The organism is Bifidobacterium sp. LH_743 (assembly GCF_056355775.1).
Window position 1 is genome coordinate 105167 of sequence record NZ_JBKESZ010000004.1, and the last position, 18342, is coordinate 123508.

Below are 18342 nucleotides of genomic sequence, written 5' to 3' on the forward strand. Positions count from 1 at the left end.
ATAAGAAAGGTATCTCGTGGCAGAGGGTGCGGTATTCGACGCCCAAGCGGTAACCGATGCGGTTGCCGAGGGCATCGCGAAAATCGAAAACGCCTCCACTATGGAGGAATTGAAAGCCATCAAGACGCAGTACGCCGGCGCGGAATCCGCGATGACGCAGGCCAGCAAGGCCATCGGCGCGTTGCCCAAGGATCAGAAGAAGGACGCCGGCAAGCTCATGGGCAAGCTGCGCGCCGATTTCGGTCGTGCGTTCGGCACCAAGGAGAAGAAGGTCAAGGCCGAGGAGGAGGCTAGGGAGCTCGCCGCCGAAACCGTCGACATGACCCTGCCGGTCAACCGCAAGCCGCTGGGAGCACGCCATCCGCTGCCGAAGCTGATGGAGGACGTGGAGGACTTCTTCATCTCCATGGGCTGGCAGATTTCCGATGGTCCTGAGGTTGAGACCGAATGGTACGACTTCGACGCGCTGAACTTCGGCCCCGACCATCCGGCCCGCCAGATGCAGGACACTTTCTACGTCAAGGGAAACCAGGCCAAGGACGCCGCCGGCTTTGTCGGCTCCAACATGGTGTTGCGCACCCAGACCTCGTCCGATCAGGTGCGTGGCCTCATCACCCGTGGCGTGCCGCTGTACATCGCATGCCCCGGCCGCGTGTTCCGTACCGACGAGCTTGACGCCACCCACACTCCGGTGTTCCACCAGGTGGAGGCCCTCGCCGTCGACAAGCATCTGACCATGGCCGACCTGAAGGGCGTGCTTGACAAGCTCGCCGTGGCCATGTTCGGTCCGGAAGCCAAGACCCGTCTGCGTCCAAGCTACTTCCCGTTCACCGAGCCGAGCGCCGAGCTTGACTTGTGGTTCCCCGACAAGAAGGGCGGTGCCGGCTGGCTCGAATGGGGCGGCTGCGGCATGGTCAATCCGAATGTGCTGAAGTCCGCTGGGCTTGACCCGGAGGTCTACACGGGCTTCGCCTTCGGCGTCGGCGTGGAACGTACGCTGCTGCTGCGCCACGACATCAACGACATGCACGACCTGGTGGAGGGCGACGTGCGATTCAGCGAACAGTTTGTGATGGGGGAGTGATTGCCCATGCCAATGGTTGACATTGATTGGCTCAAGGACCATGTCGAGGTTCCGGAAGGCCTTACATACGAACAGCTTGCCAAGGATTTGGTGAAGGTCGGCCTTGAAGAGGAGGAGATTCACGCCTCTCAGGTCACCGGTCCGATCGTCGTCGGCTATGTGGTCGATGCGACTCCGGAGCCGCAGAAGAACGGCAAGATTATCAACTGGTGTCACGTGGATGTCGGAGACCAGTACAACGAAGTCGATGAGAACGGCAACAAGGTGCCGCGCGGCATCATCTGCGGCGCGCCGAACATGGCCGCCGGCGAGAAGGTCGTCGTGACGCTTCCGGGCGCCGTGCTTCCGGGCGATTTCAAGATCGAGCCCCGCAAGACCTATGGTCATATCTCCAACGGCATGTGCGCCTCCGAGCGTGAGCTCGGCCTGGGAGACAATCATGACGGCATCATCCTGCTGCGCAACTACGGTTTCACGCCGGAGGAATATGAGAAGCTCCAGCCGGGTGATGACGCCATGCATCTGCTGCACTTGGACCAGCCGTTGCTGGAGATCAACATCACCCCGGATCGCGGCTACGCGTTCTCCTATCGTGGCGTGGCGCGTGAATACCACCATTCCACCGGTGCCGTCTACACCGATCCCGCGATCGGTCTCGATAAGAAGGCGCCCGTCACCCAAGGACTGCCGGAGGGCACCAAGACCGACATCGAAGTGATCGTTGACGACAACAATCCGATTCATGGCGTCGCAGGCTGTGACCGTTACTATGCACGTGCCGTGCGAGGCTTCGATCCGGCCAGCCGTACGCCGAATTGGATGCGCCGTAGACTGACCCGCGCTGGTATGCGTTCCATCTCGCTGGCCGTGGACGTCACCAATTACGTGATGCTTGACCTGGGTCAGCCGATGCACGCCTATGATCTCGACAAGATCGAAGGGCCAATCGTCGTGCGTCGTGCCAACGAGGGGGAGAAGCTCACCACGCTTGACGGCAAGGACCATGACCTAAGCGTCGAGGACCTGCTGATCACCGATTCGCCGAACGGGGAACGCGGCTCGCGCATCCTTGGCATTGCCGGCGTCATGGGTGGTCTGTATGGAGAAGTCACCGCCGAGACCAAGAACATCCTGCTGGAATCCGCGCATTTCGATCAGGTATCGATCGCACGTTCCGCGCGCCGCCACAAGATTCCGTCCGAGGCGTCCCGCCGTTTCGAACGCGGTGTGGACAACCAGCTCCAGCCGGCAGCGGCCCAGATGGCGGCCGAGCTCATGGTCAAGTACGGCAACGGTGAGCCGAGCGAGCATCCGACCGACTACAACACCGTCGGCAACCGTCGTCCGATTCTGTTCAAGGCGTCCGAAGTGGCCCGCGTGGCGGGACTCGATACCGATGTGAACACCATCAGCGACATTCTCACCGACATTGGATGCACCGTGGCCGGTGGCGGCAACGGCGAGTTCTCCGTGACCCCGCCGAGCTGGCGTCCTGATCTCAATGAACCATGCGACCTGGTCGAGGAAGTGGCCCGTCTGGTCGGCTACGACGAGATTCCCGTCACCGTGCCGCCGGCGCCGGTCGAGGGCAAGGTGGGATTGACTCCCGAGCAGCTGCGCAAGCGTCAGGTCGCTGACGAACTCGCCGAATACGGCATGGTGGAAACCCTGAGCTATCCGTTCGTGGGAGACGAGGATTACAAGAATTTCGCGCTTGATGCCGATGCGACCAAGAAGGTCAGCGTCGAAATCGCGAATCCTCTGGCCGGTGATCGTCCGTTCCTGCGCCGCGATATCATCCCGACACTCGCCCAGACCGTGCAACGCAACCTGCGCCGCGGCGCTGAGAACGTGTCGCTGTACGAAATCGGACATGTCTACCTGTGGGATCCGAACGCTCCGGCGATTCCCGCATTGCCGGGTGCCGTCAAACCAACCGACGAGCAGCTTGCGGCGCTTGATGCGGGACTTCCCGATCAGCCATTGCATGTCGCCGGCATCTTCACCGGCAATGCCGTCGATTCCGGTTGGCTGGGCGAACGTCGTGCCGTGGACTGGTCCGATGCCGTTGAGGCCGTGAGACGTATTTCCGATCGTATCGGCGCCGGCGTCGCGCTGGACCAGCCGAAGGGCGAGGACGTGCCGGCGCAATGGCATCCGGGTCGTGCGGCCCGTGTGATGGTGGGGAATACATTCGTCGGCATGGTTGGCGAGCTGCATCCCCATGTCAACGAGGCGCTGGGATTCCCGGCTCATTCCTCAGCATTCGAGTTGGATTTGACCGCGCTGTTCGCCACATTGAGCGGCAAGCCGGTTCAGGCCAAGCCGATTTCCACCTTCCCGCCGGTCAAGCAGGATCTGGCCTTCACCGTGTCCACGGACGTCACCGCCGCCGAGCTCGAGAAGACCATCGTCGACGCAGCCGGCGACAGCCTGGAAAGCATCGACCTGTTCGACGTGTATACCGGCGACCAGCTGGGAGAAGGTCTGAAATCCCTCGCATACGCGGTCACATTCCGTGCGGGAGACAAGACGCTGACCTCCGAGGACAGCGAAGCAATCCGCAAGCGCATCGTCGATGCGGCGGCAAAACTGGGTGCGCAGTTGCGTGCCTGAACCAATAAGCCGGGACCAGTGGTCCCGGCGACGGTCCGGATGACAGACAAGAGGACGATATGAGCGAACCGGAGCAGAACCAGCCGATTAATCCCGACGGAAAACAAGGGGAGGCCGGTACCGCTCCGGTTCCGTCGTCTCCGTCTGCGAATGAACCACAGACTGCGAAGTCATCCGACCTGCCGGAGTTCGGGCAATACTCGCAACCTGAATATGGCGCGATGTCCAACCAGTACCCTTCGAACTACAATCCATATGTATATGGAGCGCCGGAACCGGACAAGCCGGAAATCCAGGCGCAGCAGGGAGTGCCACTGCCAGCCGATGGCCAACGCGCGCAAAACGGCGGGCAACCGGCAAATCCGTATGCCGCACCGCCCCGGCAGCAGGCGGGACAACGCAACGGACAGTATCCGTATGCGCCGAATCCGTATGGGCAGAACCCTTACCAGCGGCCCGGCATGTATCCCATCGATCTTGATGATCCGCAGCAGAATCCTATGTACGGACATTGGGACAGTTATGCGATCATCTCCCTCATATTCGCGATTCTGCTGCCGGTGCCGGTCATCCCCGCGGTGATGGGAGCGGTCGCCATGTGGCGCACCAAGAAGCTCCACATGAAAGGCTACGCGCTCGGCGTCGCCGCATTGATCATCAATGTGCTGTACACTCTCGCCGTGCTTTGGATGACGGTCCACGGTATATCGACGTCGGATCTTTACAGTCAGATGATGCAGTACATGTTCGACGGCGGTTCCGGATCAGGAGACGGTTCGAGCTCAATCAGCGCCTGAAAACCTGCGATTTGGACAGTCTCCGTGGTCACCTACCGAGGCGTTGACCACTATCCGACACGATTGAAATGCATAATTATGCAATGTAGTGCATAAAGTGTATGCTGAATGTGTTTCAACGAGTCAAGGAAAAGAGACGTGACATGGCCAAATACACGGTAGCCGTGGCCGGCGCGACTGGGTATGCTGGTGGTGAGGCGCTGCGAATACTCGCGGCGCATTCGAATTTCGAGGTGACCTGCGTTGCCGGACATTCTTCGGTAGGGGACAGACTCGGCAAGCATATGCCGCATATCCCTCAGCTGGCGGACCTCGTAGTGGAGGACACCACTCCTGAAGTGCTCAACGGTCACGATGTGATCATCCTCGCATTGCCGCATGGCGCTTCCGGAGCGTTGGCATCGCATCTCGATCCGAATGCCGTGGTGGTCGACTTAGGGGCCGACCACCGTCTTGAGGAAAAAAACGCGTGGGACGCGTTCTACGGCGGAGATTTTTACGAGCATTGGACCTATGGCATGCCGGAACTCATCACCGGCATCGCGGATGACGAATCCTACATCCGCCAGCGCGAAGCTCTTTCCGGCGTCAAGCGCATCGCGGGACCGGGATGCAATGTCACCGCCACCACATTGGCGCTGCAGCCCGGCATCGCGCAAGGCCTCGTCGAGCCGAAAGACATCGTCGCCGATCTGGTGGTCGGCTATTCCGGAGCCGGCAAGAATCTGAAACGTACGAATCTGCTCGCGGCAGAGGCGTTTGGTTCCGCACTGCCCTATTCGGTGGGCGGCACGCACCGCCATATTCCGGAAATCCTGCAGAATTTCGCGCATGCGGCCGGGAAAAGCGCCGCTCACGCGGATGACTACACCCTTACCTTTACTCCGATTCTGGCTCCGATGGCTCGCGGCATCCTCGCCTCCGTTTCCGCCAGACTCACCGATAAAGCGTTGGGCATGACGGACGAGGAAATCCGTCAGGTCTGGCTCGACGCCTATAGGGGACAGGAATTCATGGTGGTGCTGCCGGAAGGTGTGATGCCGGCAACCGCCAACATCATCGGCTCGAACGCGGCGCATATCCAAGTGGTCGTCGACCACAACGCCGGACGTCTTCTGGCGTTCGCCGCCATCGACAACCTCAACCGAGGTACCGCCGGACAGGCCGTGCAGTCGTTGAATGTGGCATTGGGACTTCCTGAGGATGCAGGATTGACGAAGATTGGAGTGGCACCGTGAGCGTAACGTTCGCACAAGGTTTTTCCGCGGCTGGAGTTTCGGCCGGCATTTCCGCGGTCGAAGGCAAAAAGGACTTGGCCCTTGTGGTCAACAATGGCCCGCTTGACGCCGCCGCTGGCGTGTTCACGTCGAACCGCTTCTGTGCGGCTCCGGTGCAGTGGTCTCGTTCCGTTGTGGCCGATGGCCATGTGAAGGCTGTGATTTTGAATTCCGGCGGTGCCAACGCATGCACCGGCAAGCCAGGATACGAACAGTCCAAGGCCACGGCCGAAAAGGTCGCCGGACTCGTCGGCGCCAAGGCCGAAGACGTGGCGGTATGCTCCACCGGGCTGATTGGCGAGCTGCTGCCGCTCGACAATGTGCTGTCGGGGGCGGACAAGGCGTTCGAGGCTCTTGCCGACACCGCGCAGGCCGGATCCGATGCGTCACACGCCATCATGACCACCGATACCAAGCCGAAGACCGTCGAACTGGAAGGTTCCAATGGTTTCCGCATCGGCGGTATGGTCAAGGGGTCGGGCATGATCGCCCCGCAGTTGGCCACCATGCTGTGCGTCATCACCACCGACGCGGTCGTGAGCGCCGGGCATCTCCAGGCCGCGTTGAACGCCGGGGTGGAGCTGTCGTTCAACCGCATCGACGTGGATGGCTGCATGTCCACCAACGACACCGTCCTGCTGCTGGCATCAGGCGCCTCCGGCGTCGAACCGGATCCGGATGAGTTCAATGAGCTCGTGGCCAAGGCCACAGCCTCGTTGGCACGTCAAATCATCGGCGACGGCGAAGGCGCGAGCCATGACATCCGTGTCAAGGTGTCCGGCGCCACCACTGAGGAAGCCGCCTTGGCCTGCGGTCGTGCGGTCGCAGCGTCAAATCTTCTCAAGTGCGCCATTTCCGGCAACGATCCGAACTGGGGGCGCATCGTCAGCTCCCTCGGCACGGTCCCTCCGGAAATCGCCCCATACGATTCGGAGAAGGTCACGGTAGATGTCAACGGTGTGCGCATCTGCGAGAACGGAGGCGCCGGACGTGACCGTTCCGAAGTGGATATGACTCCACGAGAGGTGCATATCGATATCGATCTGAATGCCGGAGACGCCGAAGCGACCGTCTGGACTGATGATCTGACCCACGAATACGTACACATCAACGCCGACTATGAAAGCTGATTGAGACAGGAATGGTCAAAGAACTCAAAGGACCTGGATTCCATTTCGACGTGCACACCGATCTGCGCGCCGACCAGAAGGCGGAAGTGCTGATCGAGGCATTGCCATGGCTTGAGGAATTCGCCGGACAGCGCATTGTTATCAAATACGGCGGCAATGCGATGATCGACGACCACCTGAAGGCCTGCTTCGCCGAGGATATGGTGTTCTTGCGACAGGTGGGCCTGCATCCGGTCGTGGTGCATGGCGGAGGGCCGCAGATTTCCCGCATGCTCAAAGCTTTGGGCATCAAATCCGAGTTCAAAGGTGGACTGCGCGTCACTACTCCGGAGGCCATGGACGTGGTGCGCATGGTGCTGACAGGAAAGGTGTCTCGCGAACTCGTTGGTCTGATCAATGCGCATGGACCATTCGCTGTCGGCCTGTCCGGCGAGGATGGCGCCCTGTTTTCAGCCATGCAGCGCAAGCCGATCATTGATGGCAAGCCCACCGACATCGGCTTGGTCGGCGATGTGGTGAGCGTCGATGCCTCTGCCGTTGAGGATTTGATCAACGCCGGGCGAATCCCCGTGGTTTCCTCGGTGGCGCCGAACGAGGATGACGCCACCGAAGTGCTCAATGTGAACGCGGATTCCGCGGCTGCGGCCCTTGCCGCCGCGCTTGGCGCCAGCAAGCTGGTCGTATTGACTGATGTCGATGGACTGTACGCCGATTGGCCTGATCGTGATTCTTTGATCGGACGCATCGGCGTGGAGAACCTGCGTGACATGCTTCCTGATTTGGAAAGCGGCATGCGGCCGAAGATGGAAGCCTGCGTGCGTGCCATCGACGGCGGCGTGCCACGCGCCCACATCATCGACGGGCGTAAGCCGCATTCCATCCTGAACGAGATCTTCACCACCGACGGCATCGGCACCATGGTCGTGCCCGAGGACGGTATCGAAATGAGGAGTTCCTATGGCAACTGAACAACTGGAAACGCTTGGTTCCGAAGATTCCAAGTGGCTGGGGGAGTACTCCCAGGTGCACATGAACGTGTTCGGCACGCCCCTGCGTGTGATGGACCACGGTAAGGGCGCCCATATCTGGGACGTTGACGGCAACGAGTACCTCGACTTTCTTGCCGGCATCGCCGTCAACGCGCTCGGCTACGCCCATCCGAAGTGGGTGAAGGCCGTCAGCGAGCAGGCTGCCAAAGCGGCCCATGTGAGCAATTACTTCGCGACCGAGCCGCAGATTAAACTCGCCGCCAGACTTATCAAGCTGGCCGGAGCTCCGGAAGGATCCCACGTCTACTTCGGCAATTCCGGAGCGGAGGGCAATGAGGCCGCGTTGAAACTCGCCAAACTCTACGGATCCACTCTTCCAGGAGCGTTGCCCGAAATCGGCGGCAAACCGGCGCGTATCATCTCCATGACCCATGGTTTCCACGGGCGTACCATGGGAGCGTTGTCCGCAACATGGAAGCCGGCCATCCGTGAGCGCTTCGAACCACTGGTGCCGAATTTCGAGTTCGTTGAAGCCGGAGGCATCCAGGCTCTGCACGACGCCTTTGCCGAAACCGGCCAGGGCAAATACGGCAAGGGTCCGGTCGCCGCCGTCATCATGGAGCTCATCCAAGGTGAGGCCGGTGTGATGCCGCTTGGCGCGGACTATGTGAAGGCAGCCCGCAAGCTGTGCGATGAGAACAAGGCGTTGCTCATCATCGACGAGGTCCAGACCGGCATCGGCCGTACCGGCTCATGGTTCGCGTTCCAGCGCGACGATCTTTCCGGCGGTGTCACACCTGACATCGTCACTTTCGCCAAGGGTGTCGGTGGCGGTTTCCCGATGGGTGGCATGATCTCCTTCGGCGCCGAACTGTCCGCGTTGTTCACCCCGGGTTCCCACGGCTCCACATTCGCAGGCAATCCATTGGGCGCCTCCGCCGCACTGGCCACATTGGATGTCATCGAAGAGGAAGGTCTTGTGGCCAACGCCGAGGCCCGCGGCGAACAACTGCGTGACGGTATCGTCTCCTGCGGCAATCCGCTGTTCGCCTCCGTCCGTGGCCGCGGTCTGCTCGACGCCGTGGAGCTTACGCACCCGTGTTCGCACGCGGCCATGAACTGGGCTTTGGAGCATGGCCTTATCATCAACGCCGTCGCGCCGAACGCATTGCGTCTCGCCCCACCGCTGATAGTCGCCGAACAGGACGTTGACCAGGCGGTGTCCATTCTCGCCAAGATTCCATCCGACCTGCCCAACGACTGACGTCGGCCAAAACCGTTTATTGAAAGGAGCCTTTCCATGGCAACACCCGAACTGCGCCATATGCTGCGCGATGATGATCTGAACCATGAGGAGCAGAAGCAGGTGTTGGAGCTTGCCATCAAGTTCCATAAGAACCGTTTCTACCATCAGCCGTTCGCCGGACCACAGGGCATTGCGGTGATCTTCGACAAGCCGAGCACCCGTACCCGCTCCAGCTTCTCCATCGGCGTGGCCGAACTCGGCGGCTACCCGCTGGTGATCGACAAGTCCGGATCCCAGCTGGGCCGTGGCGAGCCGGTGGCGGATACCGCCCGTGTGCTCGATCGCATGGCGTACGGCGTGGTGTGGCGCACCTTCGGTCAGGACCGTGTGGAGGAAATGGCCAAGTACAGCACGCACCCCGTGGTCAACGCTCTGACCGACGAGTTCCATCCCTGCCAGATCCTCGCTGACTTCCAGACCATCGCCGAGCATCGCGGCGGCGTGGACAATCTGAAGAACCAGACCATCGCCTATCTGGGCGATGCCGCCAACAACATGGCGAACTCGTACCTGCTTGGCGGCGCCGTCGCCGGCATGAACGTGCGCGTGGCTGGCCCCTACGGTTATCTGCCGGATCCGCAGATCGTGGCCGATGCCGAGGCCATCGCCGCCGAGAATGGTGGCTCCATCCTGGTCACCACCGATCCGAAGGAGGCTGTGGCCGGCGCCGACTGCGTGTTCACCGACACGTGGGTCTCCATGGGTGAGGAGGCGGAATACGCCATTCGTTCGAAGCCGTTCTGGGATTATCAGGTGAACGCCGAGCTCATGGCCCAGGCCAAGGACGATGCCATCTTCCAGCATTGTCTTCCGGCGTATCGCGGCAAGGAGGTCACCGCCGAGGTCATCGACGGTCCGCAGTCCGTGGTCTGGGACGAGGCCGGTAACCGCCTGCACGCGCAGAAGGCGCTGCTCACCTGGCTCGCTGGCAAGGCCCGTGGCGACGAAAGCCTTCTGGTCTGATGAATGACCGCATTCCCGCGTTGCAGCGTCCCGCTTCCCGGACCGCTCGACTGAGCGCCATCGAGCAGGCGCTGCTGACGCGTATCGTCACCTCGCAATCGCAACTGTCGCAGATTCTCGCCGACCAGGGCATCGAGGTGACGCAGGCCACGCTGAGCCGTGATCTCGATGAGATTCACGCCACGAAGACCCGTCTTTCCGACGGAACCGTGGCCTACGCCGTCGGCAAACAGGACATTGATGAACATCCGGCTTCTAACCCGGACGCCAAAACCGAGCAGCAGATTAGCCGGGTACTGTCCGGACTGGTCACATCCGTGGCCGCGGCACGTAATCTCGTGGTCGTGCATACGCCATCCGGCGCCGCGCAATATGTGGCCAGCGTCATCGATAAGCAGCCCATCGAAGGCGTGCTTGGCACCATCGCCGGAGATGACACGGTCATGGTTATCTGCTCCGAGGATGATGTCGCCAAACGGCGTGCGCAATGGCTGCTTGATGTCGCTTCCAAAGCGTGAATAGCCATATAGTGGACACGACGCACCAAATATGCATAAATATACAGAGCTGTGCATATACTGATGAATAACGTTGGATGTTAGAAAGGGAAACCATGAGCGATCAGAATCGTCTCGTCCTGGCGTACTCCGGTGGTCTTGACACCTCCGTCGCCATTTCGTATCTGAAGGAACGCACCGGCAAGGATGTTGTGGCCGTGTCCCTCGACGTCGGCCAGGGCGGCGAAAGCCTCGAAACCATCAAGCAGCGCGCGCTGGCATGCGGTGCGGTCGAAGCCTACGTGGTCGATGCCCGTGATGAATTCGCCAACGAATACTGCATGAAGGCCCTGAAGGCCAACGCCATGTACGAAGGCGTGTACCCGCTGGTCTCCGCCATCTCCCGTCCGCTGATTTCCAAGCATCTCGTCCGTGCCGCCCACCAGTTCGGCGCTGACACCATTTCCCACGGCTGCACCGGCAAGGGCAACGATCAGGTTCGTTTCGAGGTCTCCATCGCCTCCATCGACCCGACGCTGAAGGCCATCAGCCCGATTCGCGACCTGTCTCTGACCCGCGACGTCGAGATCGCCTTCGCCAAGGAACACAAGCTGCCGATCGTGCAGACCGAGAAGAGCCCGTTCTCCATCGACCAGAACGTGTGGGGCCGCGCCATCGAGACCGGTTTCCTCGAGGATCCGTGGAACGGTCCGACCAAGGACTGCTACTCCTACACCGACGATCCGGCGTTCCCACCGGTCGAGGATGAGGTCGTCATCGAATTCAAGCAGGGCGTCCCGGTCAAGATCGACGGTCATGACGTCACTCCGCTGCAGGCCATCGAAGAGATGAACCGTCGTGCAGGCGCGCAGGGCATCGGCCGTATCGATTTGATTGAGGATCGTCTGGTAGGCATCAAGTCCCGCGAGCTGTACGAGGCTCCGGGCGCAGTGGCGCTGATCACCGCCCACCAGGAACTCGAGAACTGCTGCCTCGAACGCGAGCAGCACCGCATCAAGCGCGACATCGACAAGCGCTGGGCCGAACTGGTCTACGACGCGCAGTGGTTCTCCCCGGCAACCCAGTCCCTGAACGCCTTCATCGAAGACACCCAGAAGTACGTCTCCGGCGAGATTCGCATGGTTCTGCACGGTGGCCGCGCCGTCGTGACCGGCCGTCGCTCCGACAGCTCGCTGTACGACTACAACCTGGCCACCTACGATTCCGGCGACAGCTTCGACCAGAAGTCCTCCAACGGCTTCATCGACATCTATGGTCTGCCGAGCCGCGTGGCCGCAGCCCGCGACGTCAAGTTCGGCAACGGCATCGAGGTTCCGGAGAACAGCGTCGAGTAAGCATCATCCGGATTCACGTTGTGAATCGTCTTGATAATGGGGGAGAGCGTACCGTCGGGACCATCCTGACTGGTAAGCTCTCCCTCAGTCATATCTGCAAGGAGATTTGGAAAAACAATGACCGAGAGCACTACTAATGGTGAGCATCTTGCCCTGTGGGGCGGCCGTTTCAAGTCTGGTCCGTCGCCGGAACTCGCACGGCTGAGCAAGTCCACCCAATTCGACTGGCGACTCGCCGATGACGATATCGCCGGTTCGCGCGCCCATGCCCGTGCACTGGGCCGCGCCGGACTGCTGACCGCCGATGAGCTGCAGCGCATGGAAGACGCCCTTGACGGGCTGCAGCGCCGCGTGGATTCCGGAGCATTCGCTCCGATCGAGGATGACGAGGACGAGGCCACTGCACTCGAACGCGGCCTGCTTCAAATCGCAGGTGACGAACTCGGCGGCAAGCTCCGCGCCGGCCGTTCCCGCAACGATCAGATCGCCGCGCTCATCCGCATGTGGCTGCGCCGCCACAGCCGCATCATCGCCAAAATGCTGCTCGGTCTCGCCGCAACACTGATCGAGCAGTCCGAAAAAGCCAGTCGCACCGTCATGCCGGGACGTACGCATATGCAGCACGCCCAGCCAGTTCTGCTTGCCCACCAGCTCATGGCCCACGTGTGGCCGCTGCTGCGTGACGTGGAACGTTTCGCCGATTGGGATAAGCGCATCGACGCCAGCCCGTACGGCTCCGGTGCCCTCGCCGGCAACACCCTTGGCCTCGAACCGGTGGCTGTGGCCCGTGAGCTGGGCTTCTCCAAGGTGACCGCCAACTCCATCGACGGCACCGCCAGCCGTGATCTGGTCGCCGAATTCGCCTTCATCGCCGCCATGACCGGTGTCGATCTGAGCCGCCTGTCCGAAGAGATCATCATCTGGAACACCCAGGAATTCGCGTTCGTGCGTCTTGATGACGCCTACTCCACCGGCTCGTCCATCATGCCGCAGAAGAAGAATCCGGACATCGCCGAACTCACTCGCGGCAAGTCCGGACGACTCATCGGCGACCTGACTGGCCTGCTCGCCACCTTGAAAGGCCTGCCGACAGCCTACGCGCGCGACCTGCAGGAAGACAAGGAAGCCGTATTCGACCAAGTGGACACGCTTGAAGTGCTGCTGCCGGCATTCACCGGCATGGTCGCCACCATGGTCTTCGACAAGGAACGCCTCGAAGCCGAAGCCCCGACCGGTTTCGCCCTCGCCACCGACATCGCCGAATGGCTTGTCAAGAACGGCGTGCCGTTCCGTCATGCGCATGAGCTTTCCGGCGCGTGCGTGAAAATCGCCGAAGACCGTGGCCAGGAGCTATGGGATCTGACCGACGAGGACTTCATCACCGTGTTCAAGGATTTCCTGCCGGCGGACAAGGCTCCGCAGGTACGCGAGGTCCTCTCCACCGAAGGTTCCGTCTCCGCCCGCAACGGCAAGGGGGGTACCTCGCCGCTGCGTGTGCGTGAACAGATTGCCGCCGCCAAATCCGCCATTGAACAGTTGAGGACCTTCGCCAACTCCATCAGCGACGGTCCGGCATATAAGACGCCGGAATCACTCCGCAAGTAGGAACACACAGACAATCAAGAAGGCAAAGCGGTGCTGCTGACACGTGTGCAGATACGACGGCTAGTCCATGTACATGGACGGGAAATCCTGGAACATGAGCATATGCAGATCGAACGGACCTGCTATCAGCATGGCGTGGTCACCACGTTCGCGCACTCCATCCGCGTGGCATGCCTAGCCGTATGGTTGGCCGACAGATTGCATCTATGGCATCGTGTCGACCTGCATTCGCTGATTCGCGCCGCTTTGCTCCATGATTACTTCCTGTATGATTGGCACGATTGGGATGAAGGATCCCATCGACTGCATGGCTTCACCCATGGCGGCACAGCCATGCGCAACGCAGTCCATGATTTCAAGCTCAATCGAATCGAACGCGACAGTATCATGAACCATATGTTCCCGTTGACACCGTGCCCGCCAAAATATATCGAAGGGTATCTGGTGACCGCCGCGGATAAGATCAGCGCCACCCAAGAAACGCTTTCCTTCGACCGATTCGACAAGACATTGCGCAAACCGGATCATGGAAGGCGCCGTTGATGACATTCACTCTTGAACGACTTTTTCTATGGTTTCTTCTGTATTCGTTCATCGGCTGGGTATATGAATCGATTCTCGTATCCATTTCAGAGCACCGGCCGGTCAACCGTGGCTTCCTTAATGGCCCGATTTGCCCGATCTACGGTTGCGGAGCCGTTCTCGCAATCGTGCTACTGCATGATTTTACGAATCCGATTCTGATTTTCCTGATATCCTCACTCGGCGCAAGCGTCCTTGAATATGTCACGTCTTGGGGAATGGAGAAACTGTTCCACGCGCGATGGTGGGATTACAGCCACTTCCGATTCAACATCCAAGGCAGGATTTGCCTGCTCGGCGCCATCGTATTCGGCTTCGGAGGCGTGGCCATCATCGATTTGGTCCAGCCGCAGGTGGAACGGCTCACCGCCATGATCCCGCCAATCGCCATGCATGTGATGTGTGTGGTCTGCGCCGTGGCCGTCCTCGCCGACACCATCGTCACCGTGCTTGGCGTCATCGACCTGTCGGACAATCTCGCCAAGTTCAGCGAGACTGTGCAGACCTATGCGGAGAAGGCCGGCGACTCCTGGCAGTGGGGTAAGGAAGCGTTCCGCGACAAAATGCATGATTTCTCGACGTCATCACAGGAAATCGCTGCCAATATGCAAAGGCTTGCCTCATCCGTGTTGAACAGACAGCAGCGCCGAATGATTAGCGCCTTCCCGCGTATGCGTTCCACAGAGTCCACCAAGTACAGCAAAATCATCGAGACCGTACGCGAAATGCTGCGCCGCAAGTAATCGTCCGAAACGAAACGGGCTCGTTAACGCATTCGCCCGCTGAAAACCATCAGCGGGCGAATGCGTTATATGCGGCACGTGAACCAGACCCGGTCACGATATCTGCGAGGTGTCCGAACCTTTGTAATCAGTGATGCCGGCGCCGATATTCGGATGCTGTGCGGAATACACCTGATCGGCGCAGTAGAGCACCAGCAGCACTGCAGCTACGGCAGCAAGTTTCCTGACATCGAGACGGTTGAGCAGATTGTCCAAAGCCGGCGCCAACAGATAGACGAGCGCCAAGCCTCCGAGACCGAAGGTCAGCAGACCTTCGGCGCAGATACGTCCGTTGAGATTAAGAAAATAGCCGGTGTAATCCCACCAGCGTTGTCCATTATGGGTCTGTTCCAGATACCAGGACGAGAAGTACTCCAAGCCCCCGCACAAAACCATGGCGGCAAGGAACTCGAGCGCTGGCTTCTCGCGGAGTTTTTTGAGCAGCACCAGGATGATCACGCCACCAGTACCGTAGATCGGCAGCCATGGACCATGCAACGTACCGCGGTTGACGAACATACCTTCGGAGATGAACGCGAGGCTTACCTCCCAAATCCAGCCGACGAAGCAGAAAATGAAGAACATCATAACCAGATTGACCAGAGAATAGCTTCGACTGGAACGAACGGTCCTGGATTCCCGGAACCGGTATGCCATCGGCGCCGGAGCGAGCCTACCTGGATAAACATCACCGTTGAGCACGTCCTTGCCGATCTGCAGCTGCAACGAATCCTCTCGATACTCCTCGTACCGGTTCACGGACGCCGCATGCAGGATACGGATGCCAAGCCATTCCGACAGGAAACCGGCCAGCCCCTGGGGCTTCGGCGCCGGAGCGAGCCGGCTTTCGAGATCATTGACGGCTTTCGCCACGTCCGCATAGACGTTGCGGACCGTTTCCGGATCCGCCTTGGCATACAGGCACTCATCGCAAAGCAGATCGGCGCCATCGAGATTGGCCTGTTTCGCCAAAGCCCGCACATACACGTAGTATTCGGCGAAGAACGCCGCATTGTACCCATTGGAATAGAAGATGCCGCTCAGACCGAGAGTGATCGAATCAAGCAGGAACCATCCGATGAATGTCAGGTCGGCCACGAAGCATTCCCACTTGTGCCCCTTCATCATGCGCCTCGACAGGTTGATGGCGTCCAATGCGCCGATATTCGGGTTCTCGGCGACGATGTAGGGAACCATACGATAGGAATAGCTCTTGATGAATCCTCCGATTATGGTGAGCGACCAGAGGAACATGAACGCGGAGGTCACGAACATGATCCATGCCATGCGGAACCATTTGCGGGTGTGGATCGGGTACAGGAACCGGCTTGCCGGAAGCTTTCTGTAGGAGCGGCCCTCCAACAGCATTCGGCACATGACGATTTTGTATGTTTGCCTGATGAACAGCCATACGAATATGTAGACGATCATGGCCAATACGACCGGGACGACCACCGCCGCGCCTCCGTTGTGCACGACGGTATTGACCGCATCGAAGATGGATATGATAACCGATCCGGATGAGAAGGAGTTGATGAGCGTGGCGAGCACGCCCCGCTTGCGTCCGAAAACGGCGTTGGTGTCGTTTCTGACGATTTGCTCCTCGTTGTGCTTGGCTTGTTTGCGTGCCGTCACCTCATTGCCGACGACAAGCTCGCCCAATATGTCTGTCAGACCGGAGGACCGTGCCGTTCCCTGCGATGTCTGGACGGTGTCCGTCGGAGCGGCGAGATCCAGCGACCATGTCGATGAGGTGTAGTCCACGCCGAACACCGATGCGAACAGGCAAATCACGACGATCATCCAATAATGTTTTTTGAAAGCCGACTTTGCTTTCACTTTCATGGATTTGCGGTCCATATCCTGTCCCTTCCCTTCAATAACGAGACATTTGTCTTCAACTTTACCGGCATATGACTCGGCTGACATACCTGCACGGGAATGACTGGATGTTGGCTGTCTGTATCTTCTGCGAAACTGTAGGATGCGTAAAACGCGGTAATGTCCACAATTCGATAGGGAGAAACACTGTTATGGCTCACGTCATCGATTTCAAGGAGGCCGGATTCGACTCCGTCCTCGATGAACTGGAATGGCGCGGGTTGATTTCCCAGTCCACCGACAGGGATCGACTCGCCAAAGCGTTGAACGGAGAGCCCATCACCTATTATTGCGGTTTCGATCCGACCGCGGCCTCCCTGCATATCGGCAACCTTGTGCAGCTCATTAACATGCGCCATCTGCAGGCGGCCGGACACCATCCGATCGCGCTGGTCGGTGGAGCCACCGGTCTGATTGGAGACCCCCGCCAGTCAGGCGAGCGCACGCTCAACCCGAAGGACGTCGTGGCCGGCTGGGCCGACCGTCTGAAAAAGCAGATCGGCGGCATCCTCGAGACCGAAGGCAGCAATCCGGTGCGTTTCGTGTCCAACTACGATTGGACCGCTTCGATGAACGTCATCGACTTCCTGCGTGACGTCGGCAAGAATTTCCGTATGGGCACCATGCTCGCCAAGGACACCGTGGCCCGTCGCCTCAACTCCGAGGAAGGCATCTCCTTCACCGAGTTCAGCTACCAAGTGCTTCAGGGCAACGACTTCCTGCACCTGTTCGACGAATACCATTGCGTGCTGGAGATCGGCGGCTCCGACCAGTGGGGCAACCTCACCTCCGGTCTGGATCTGATCCACAAGGTGCGCGGCGTGGACGTGAACGTGTTCACCAGCCCGATCATCACCGACGCGCAGGGCAAGAAGTTCGGCAAGTCCGAAGGCAACGCCGTCTGGTTGGATGGCACGATGCTCAGCCCCTACAAGTTCTATCAGTTCTGGTTCAACCGTCCTGACAGCGAGATGGAGAACCTGCTCAAGGCGTTCACCTTCCTTCCGAAGGCCGAAATCGAACGCCTTATCGAGGAAAGCAAGACCAATCCGGGCGCGCGTGAGGCGCAGCGCACCCTCGCATGGGAGGTCACCAGCTTCGTGCATGGCGAGGAAGCCACTCGCCAGGCGATTGCGGCGGCCGGTGCGTTATTCGGCCGGGGTGGCGACTTGACCGATATCGACGAGTCCACGCTTGAGGCCGCTATCGACGGCATGAAGGTCGATGGGGAATTCGCCAAGGTCGCAGCCGGCGACCGTGTGGCCGAGGCTGGTATGAAGGCAGGCCTGTTCAAGTCGATTTCCGAGGCGCGCAAGACCATCAAGTCCGGTGGCGTGTACCTCAACAACACGCGCGTGGAGGATGAGGAACAGACGTTGCAGGAAGGTGACTTCCTGCATGGTCGTTTCGTGCTCATCCGCCGCGGCAAGAAGGCGCTCGGCGTCGTCGAACAGGCGTGAGACGCATAGGCAATCGTA

At 59.9% G+C, this 18342-nt stretch carries 15 protein-coding genes; 14 read left to right on the forward strand and 1 reads right to left on the reverse strand.

Annotated elements, in window-relative coordinates; all coding sequences use genetic code 11:
• Positions 1-16: 16 nt before the first annotated feature.
• The 13 genes from pheS (at position 17) to AC1ATL_RS06815 (ending at position 14944) form a co-directional block, all read left to right on the forward strand.
• Positions 17-1084 carry a phenylalanine--tRNA ligase subunit alpha gene (gene pheS, locus AC1ATL_RS06755; RefSeq protein ID WP_026645965.1) on the forward strand — a complete coding sequence of 356 codons (1068 nt, stop codon included), beginning with the start codon at positions 17-19 and terminating at the stop codon, positions 1082-1084.
• A gap of 6 nt (positions 1085-1090) precedes the next feature.
• Entirely contained in the window at positions 1091-3700 is a 2610-nt protein-coding gene (gene pheT / locus AC1ATL_RS06760; protein WP_476569509.1) for a phenylalanine--tRNA ligase subunit beta, read from the forward strand.
• Between the two features lie 59 nt (positions 3701-3759).
• Positions 3760-4497 carry a hypothetical protein gene (locus AC1ATL_RS06765; protein WP_432622471.1) on the forward strand — a complete coding sequence of 246 codons (738 nt, stop codon included), beginning with the start codon at positions 3760-3762 and terminating at the stop codon, positions 4495-4497.
• 143 nt (positions 4498-4640) lie between these two features.
• Positions 4641-5735 carry an N-acetyl-gamma-glutamyl-phosphate reductase gene (gene argC / locus AC1ATL_RS06770; RefSeq protein WP_476569511.1) on the forward strand — a complete coding sequence of 365 codons (1095 nt, stop codon included), beginning with the start codon at positions 4641-4643 and terminating at the stop codon, positions 5733-5735.
• The gene (gene argJ / locus AC1ATL_RS06775; RefSeq protein WP_476569513.1) at positions 5732-6904 is read left to right on the forward strand and encodes a bifunctional glutamate N-acetyltransferase/amino-acid acetyltransferase ArgJ; all 1173 of its coding nucleotides are present in this window, start codon (positions 5732-5734) and stop codon (positions 6902-6904) included. The genes argC and argJ overlap by 4 nt, the downstream gene beginning before the upstream one ends.
• An 11-nt stretch (positions 6905-6915) precedes the next feature.
• Positions 6916-7872 (forward strand): acetylglutamate kinase, encoded by a 957-nt coding sequence (gene argB, locus AC1ATL_RS06780; protein WP_432622465.1) that lies wholly within the window; start codon positions 6916-6918, stop codon positions 7870-7872.
• Positions 7862-9157 carry an acetylornithine transaminase gene (locus AC1ATL_RS06785; protein WP_476569515.1) on the forward strand — a complete coding sequence of 432 codons (1296 nt, stop codon included), beginning with the start codon at positions 7862-7864 and terminating at the stop codon, positions 9155-9157. The genes argB and AC1ATL_RS06785 overlap by 11 nt, the downstream gene beginning before the upstream one ends.
• Positions 9158-9193: 36 nt before the next feature.
• A complete protein-coding gene (gene argF / locus AC1ATL_RS06790; RefSeq protein ID WP_476569517.1) occupies positions 9194-10162 on the forward strand; it encodes an ornithine carbamoyltransferase in 969 nt (322 codons plus the stop codon).
• Entirely contained in the window at positions 10162-10680 is a 519-nt protein-coding gene (locus AC1ATL_RS06795) for an arginine repressor (RefSeq protein ID WP_476569519.1), read from the forward strand. The genes argF and AC1ATL_RS06795 overlap by 1 nt, the downstream gene beginning before the upstream one ends.
• Positions 10681-10757: 77 nt before the next feature.
• The gene (locus tag AC1ATL_RS06800; RefSeq protein WP_011743278.1) at positions 10758-12014 is read left to right on the forward strand and encodes an argininosuccinate synthase; all 1257 of its coding nucleotides are present in this window, start codon (positions 10758-10760) and stop codon (positions 12012-12014) included.
• A 117-nt stretch (positions 12015-12131) separates the two neighbouring features.
• Positions 12132-13619, forward strand: a complete 1488-nt coding sequence (gene argH / locus AC1ATL_RS06805) for an argininosuccinate lyase (RefSeq protein WP_476569522.1) — start codon at positions 12132-12134, stop codon at positions 13617-13619.
• 33 nt (positions 13620-13652) lie between these two features.
• A complete protein-coding gene (locus AC1ATL_RS06810; RefSeq protein ID WP_204442242.1) occupies positions 13653-14162 on the forward strand; it encodes an HD domain-containing protein in 510 nt (169 codons plus the stop codon).
• Positions 14162-14944, forward strand: coding sequence for a putative ABC transporter permease (locus AC1ATL_RS06815; RefSeq protein ID WP_204442172.1), 783 nt, complete (start codon positions 14162-14164; stop codon positions 14942-14944). Before AC1ATL_RS06810 ends, AC1ATL_RS06815 begins: the two co-directional genes overlap by 1 nt.
• A 93-nt stretch (positions 14945-15037) precedes the next feature.
• Here AC1ATL_RS06815 and AC1ATL_RS06820 read toward each other — a convergent pair whose 3' ends face one another.
• A complete protein-coding gene (locus AC1ATL_RS06820) occupies positions 15038-16828 on the reverse strand; it encodes a DUF975 family protein (RefSeq protein WP_286027441.1) in 1791 nt (596 codons plus the stop codon).
• A 188-nt stretch (positions 16829-17016) separates the two neighbouring features.
• On the opposite strand from AC1ATL_RS06820, the gene tyrS reads away from it, so the two are divergent.
• On the forward strand, positions 17017-18324 hold the full coding sequence (gene tyrS, locus AC1ATL_RS06825) for a tyrosine--tRNA ligase (protein ID WP_476569524.1): 1308 nt from the start codon (positions 17017-17019) through the stop codon (positions 18322-18324).
• Positions 18325-18342: the final 18 nt, after the last annotated feature.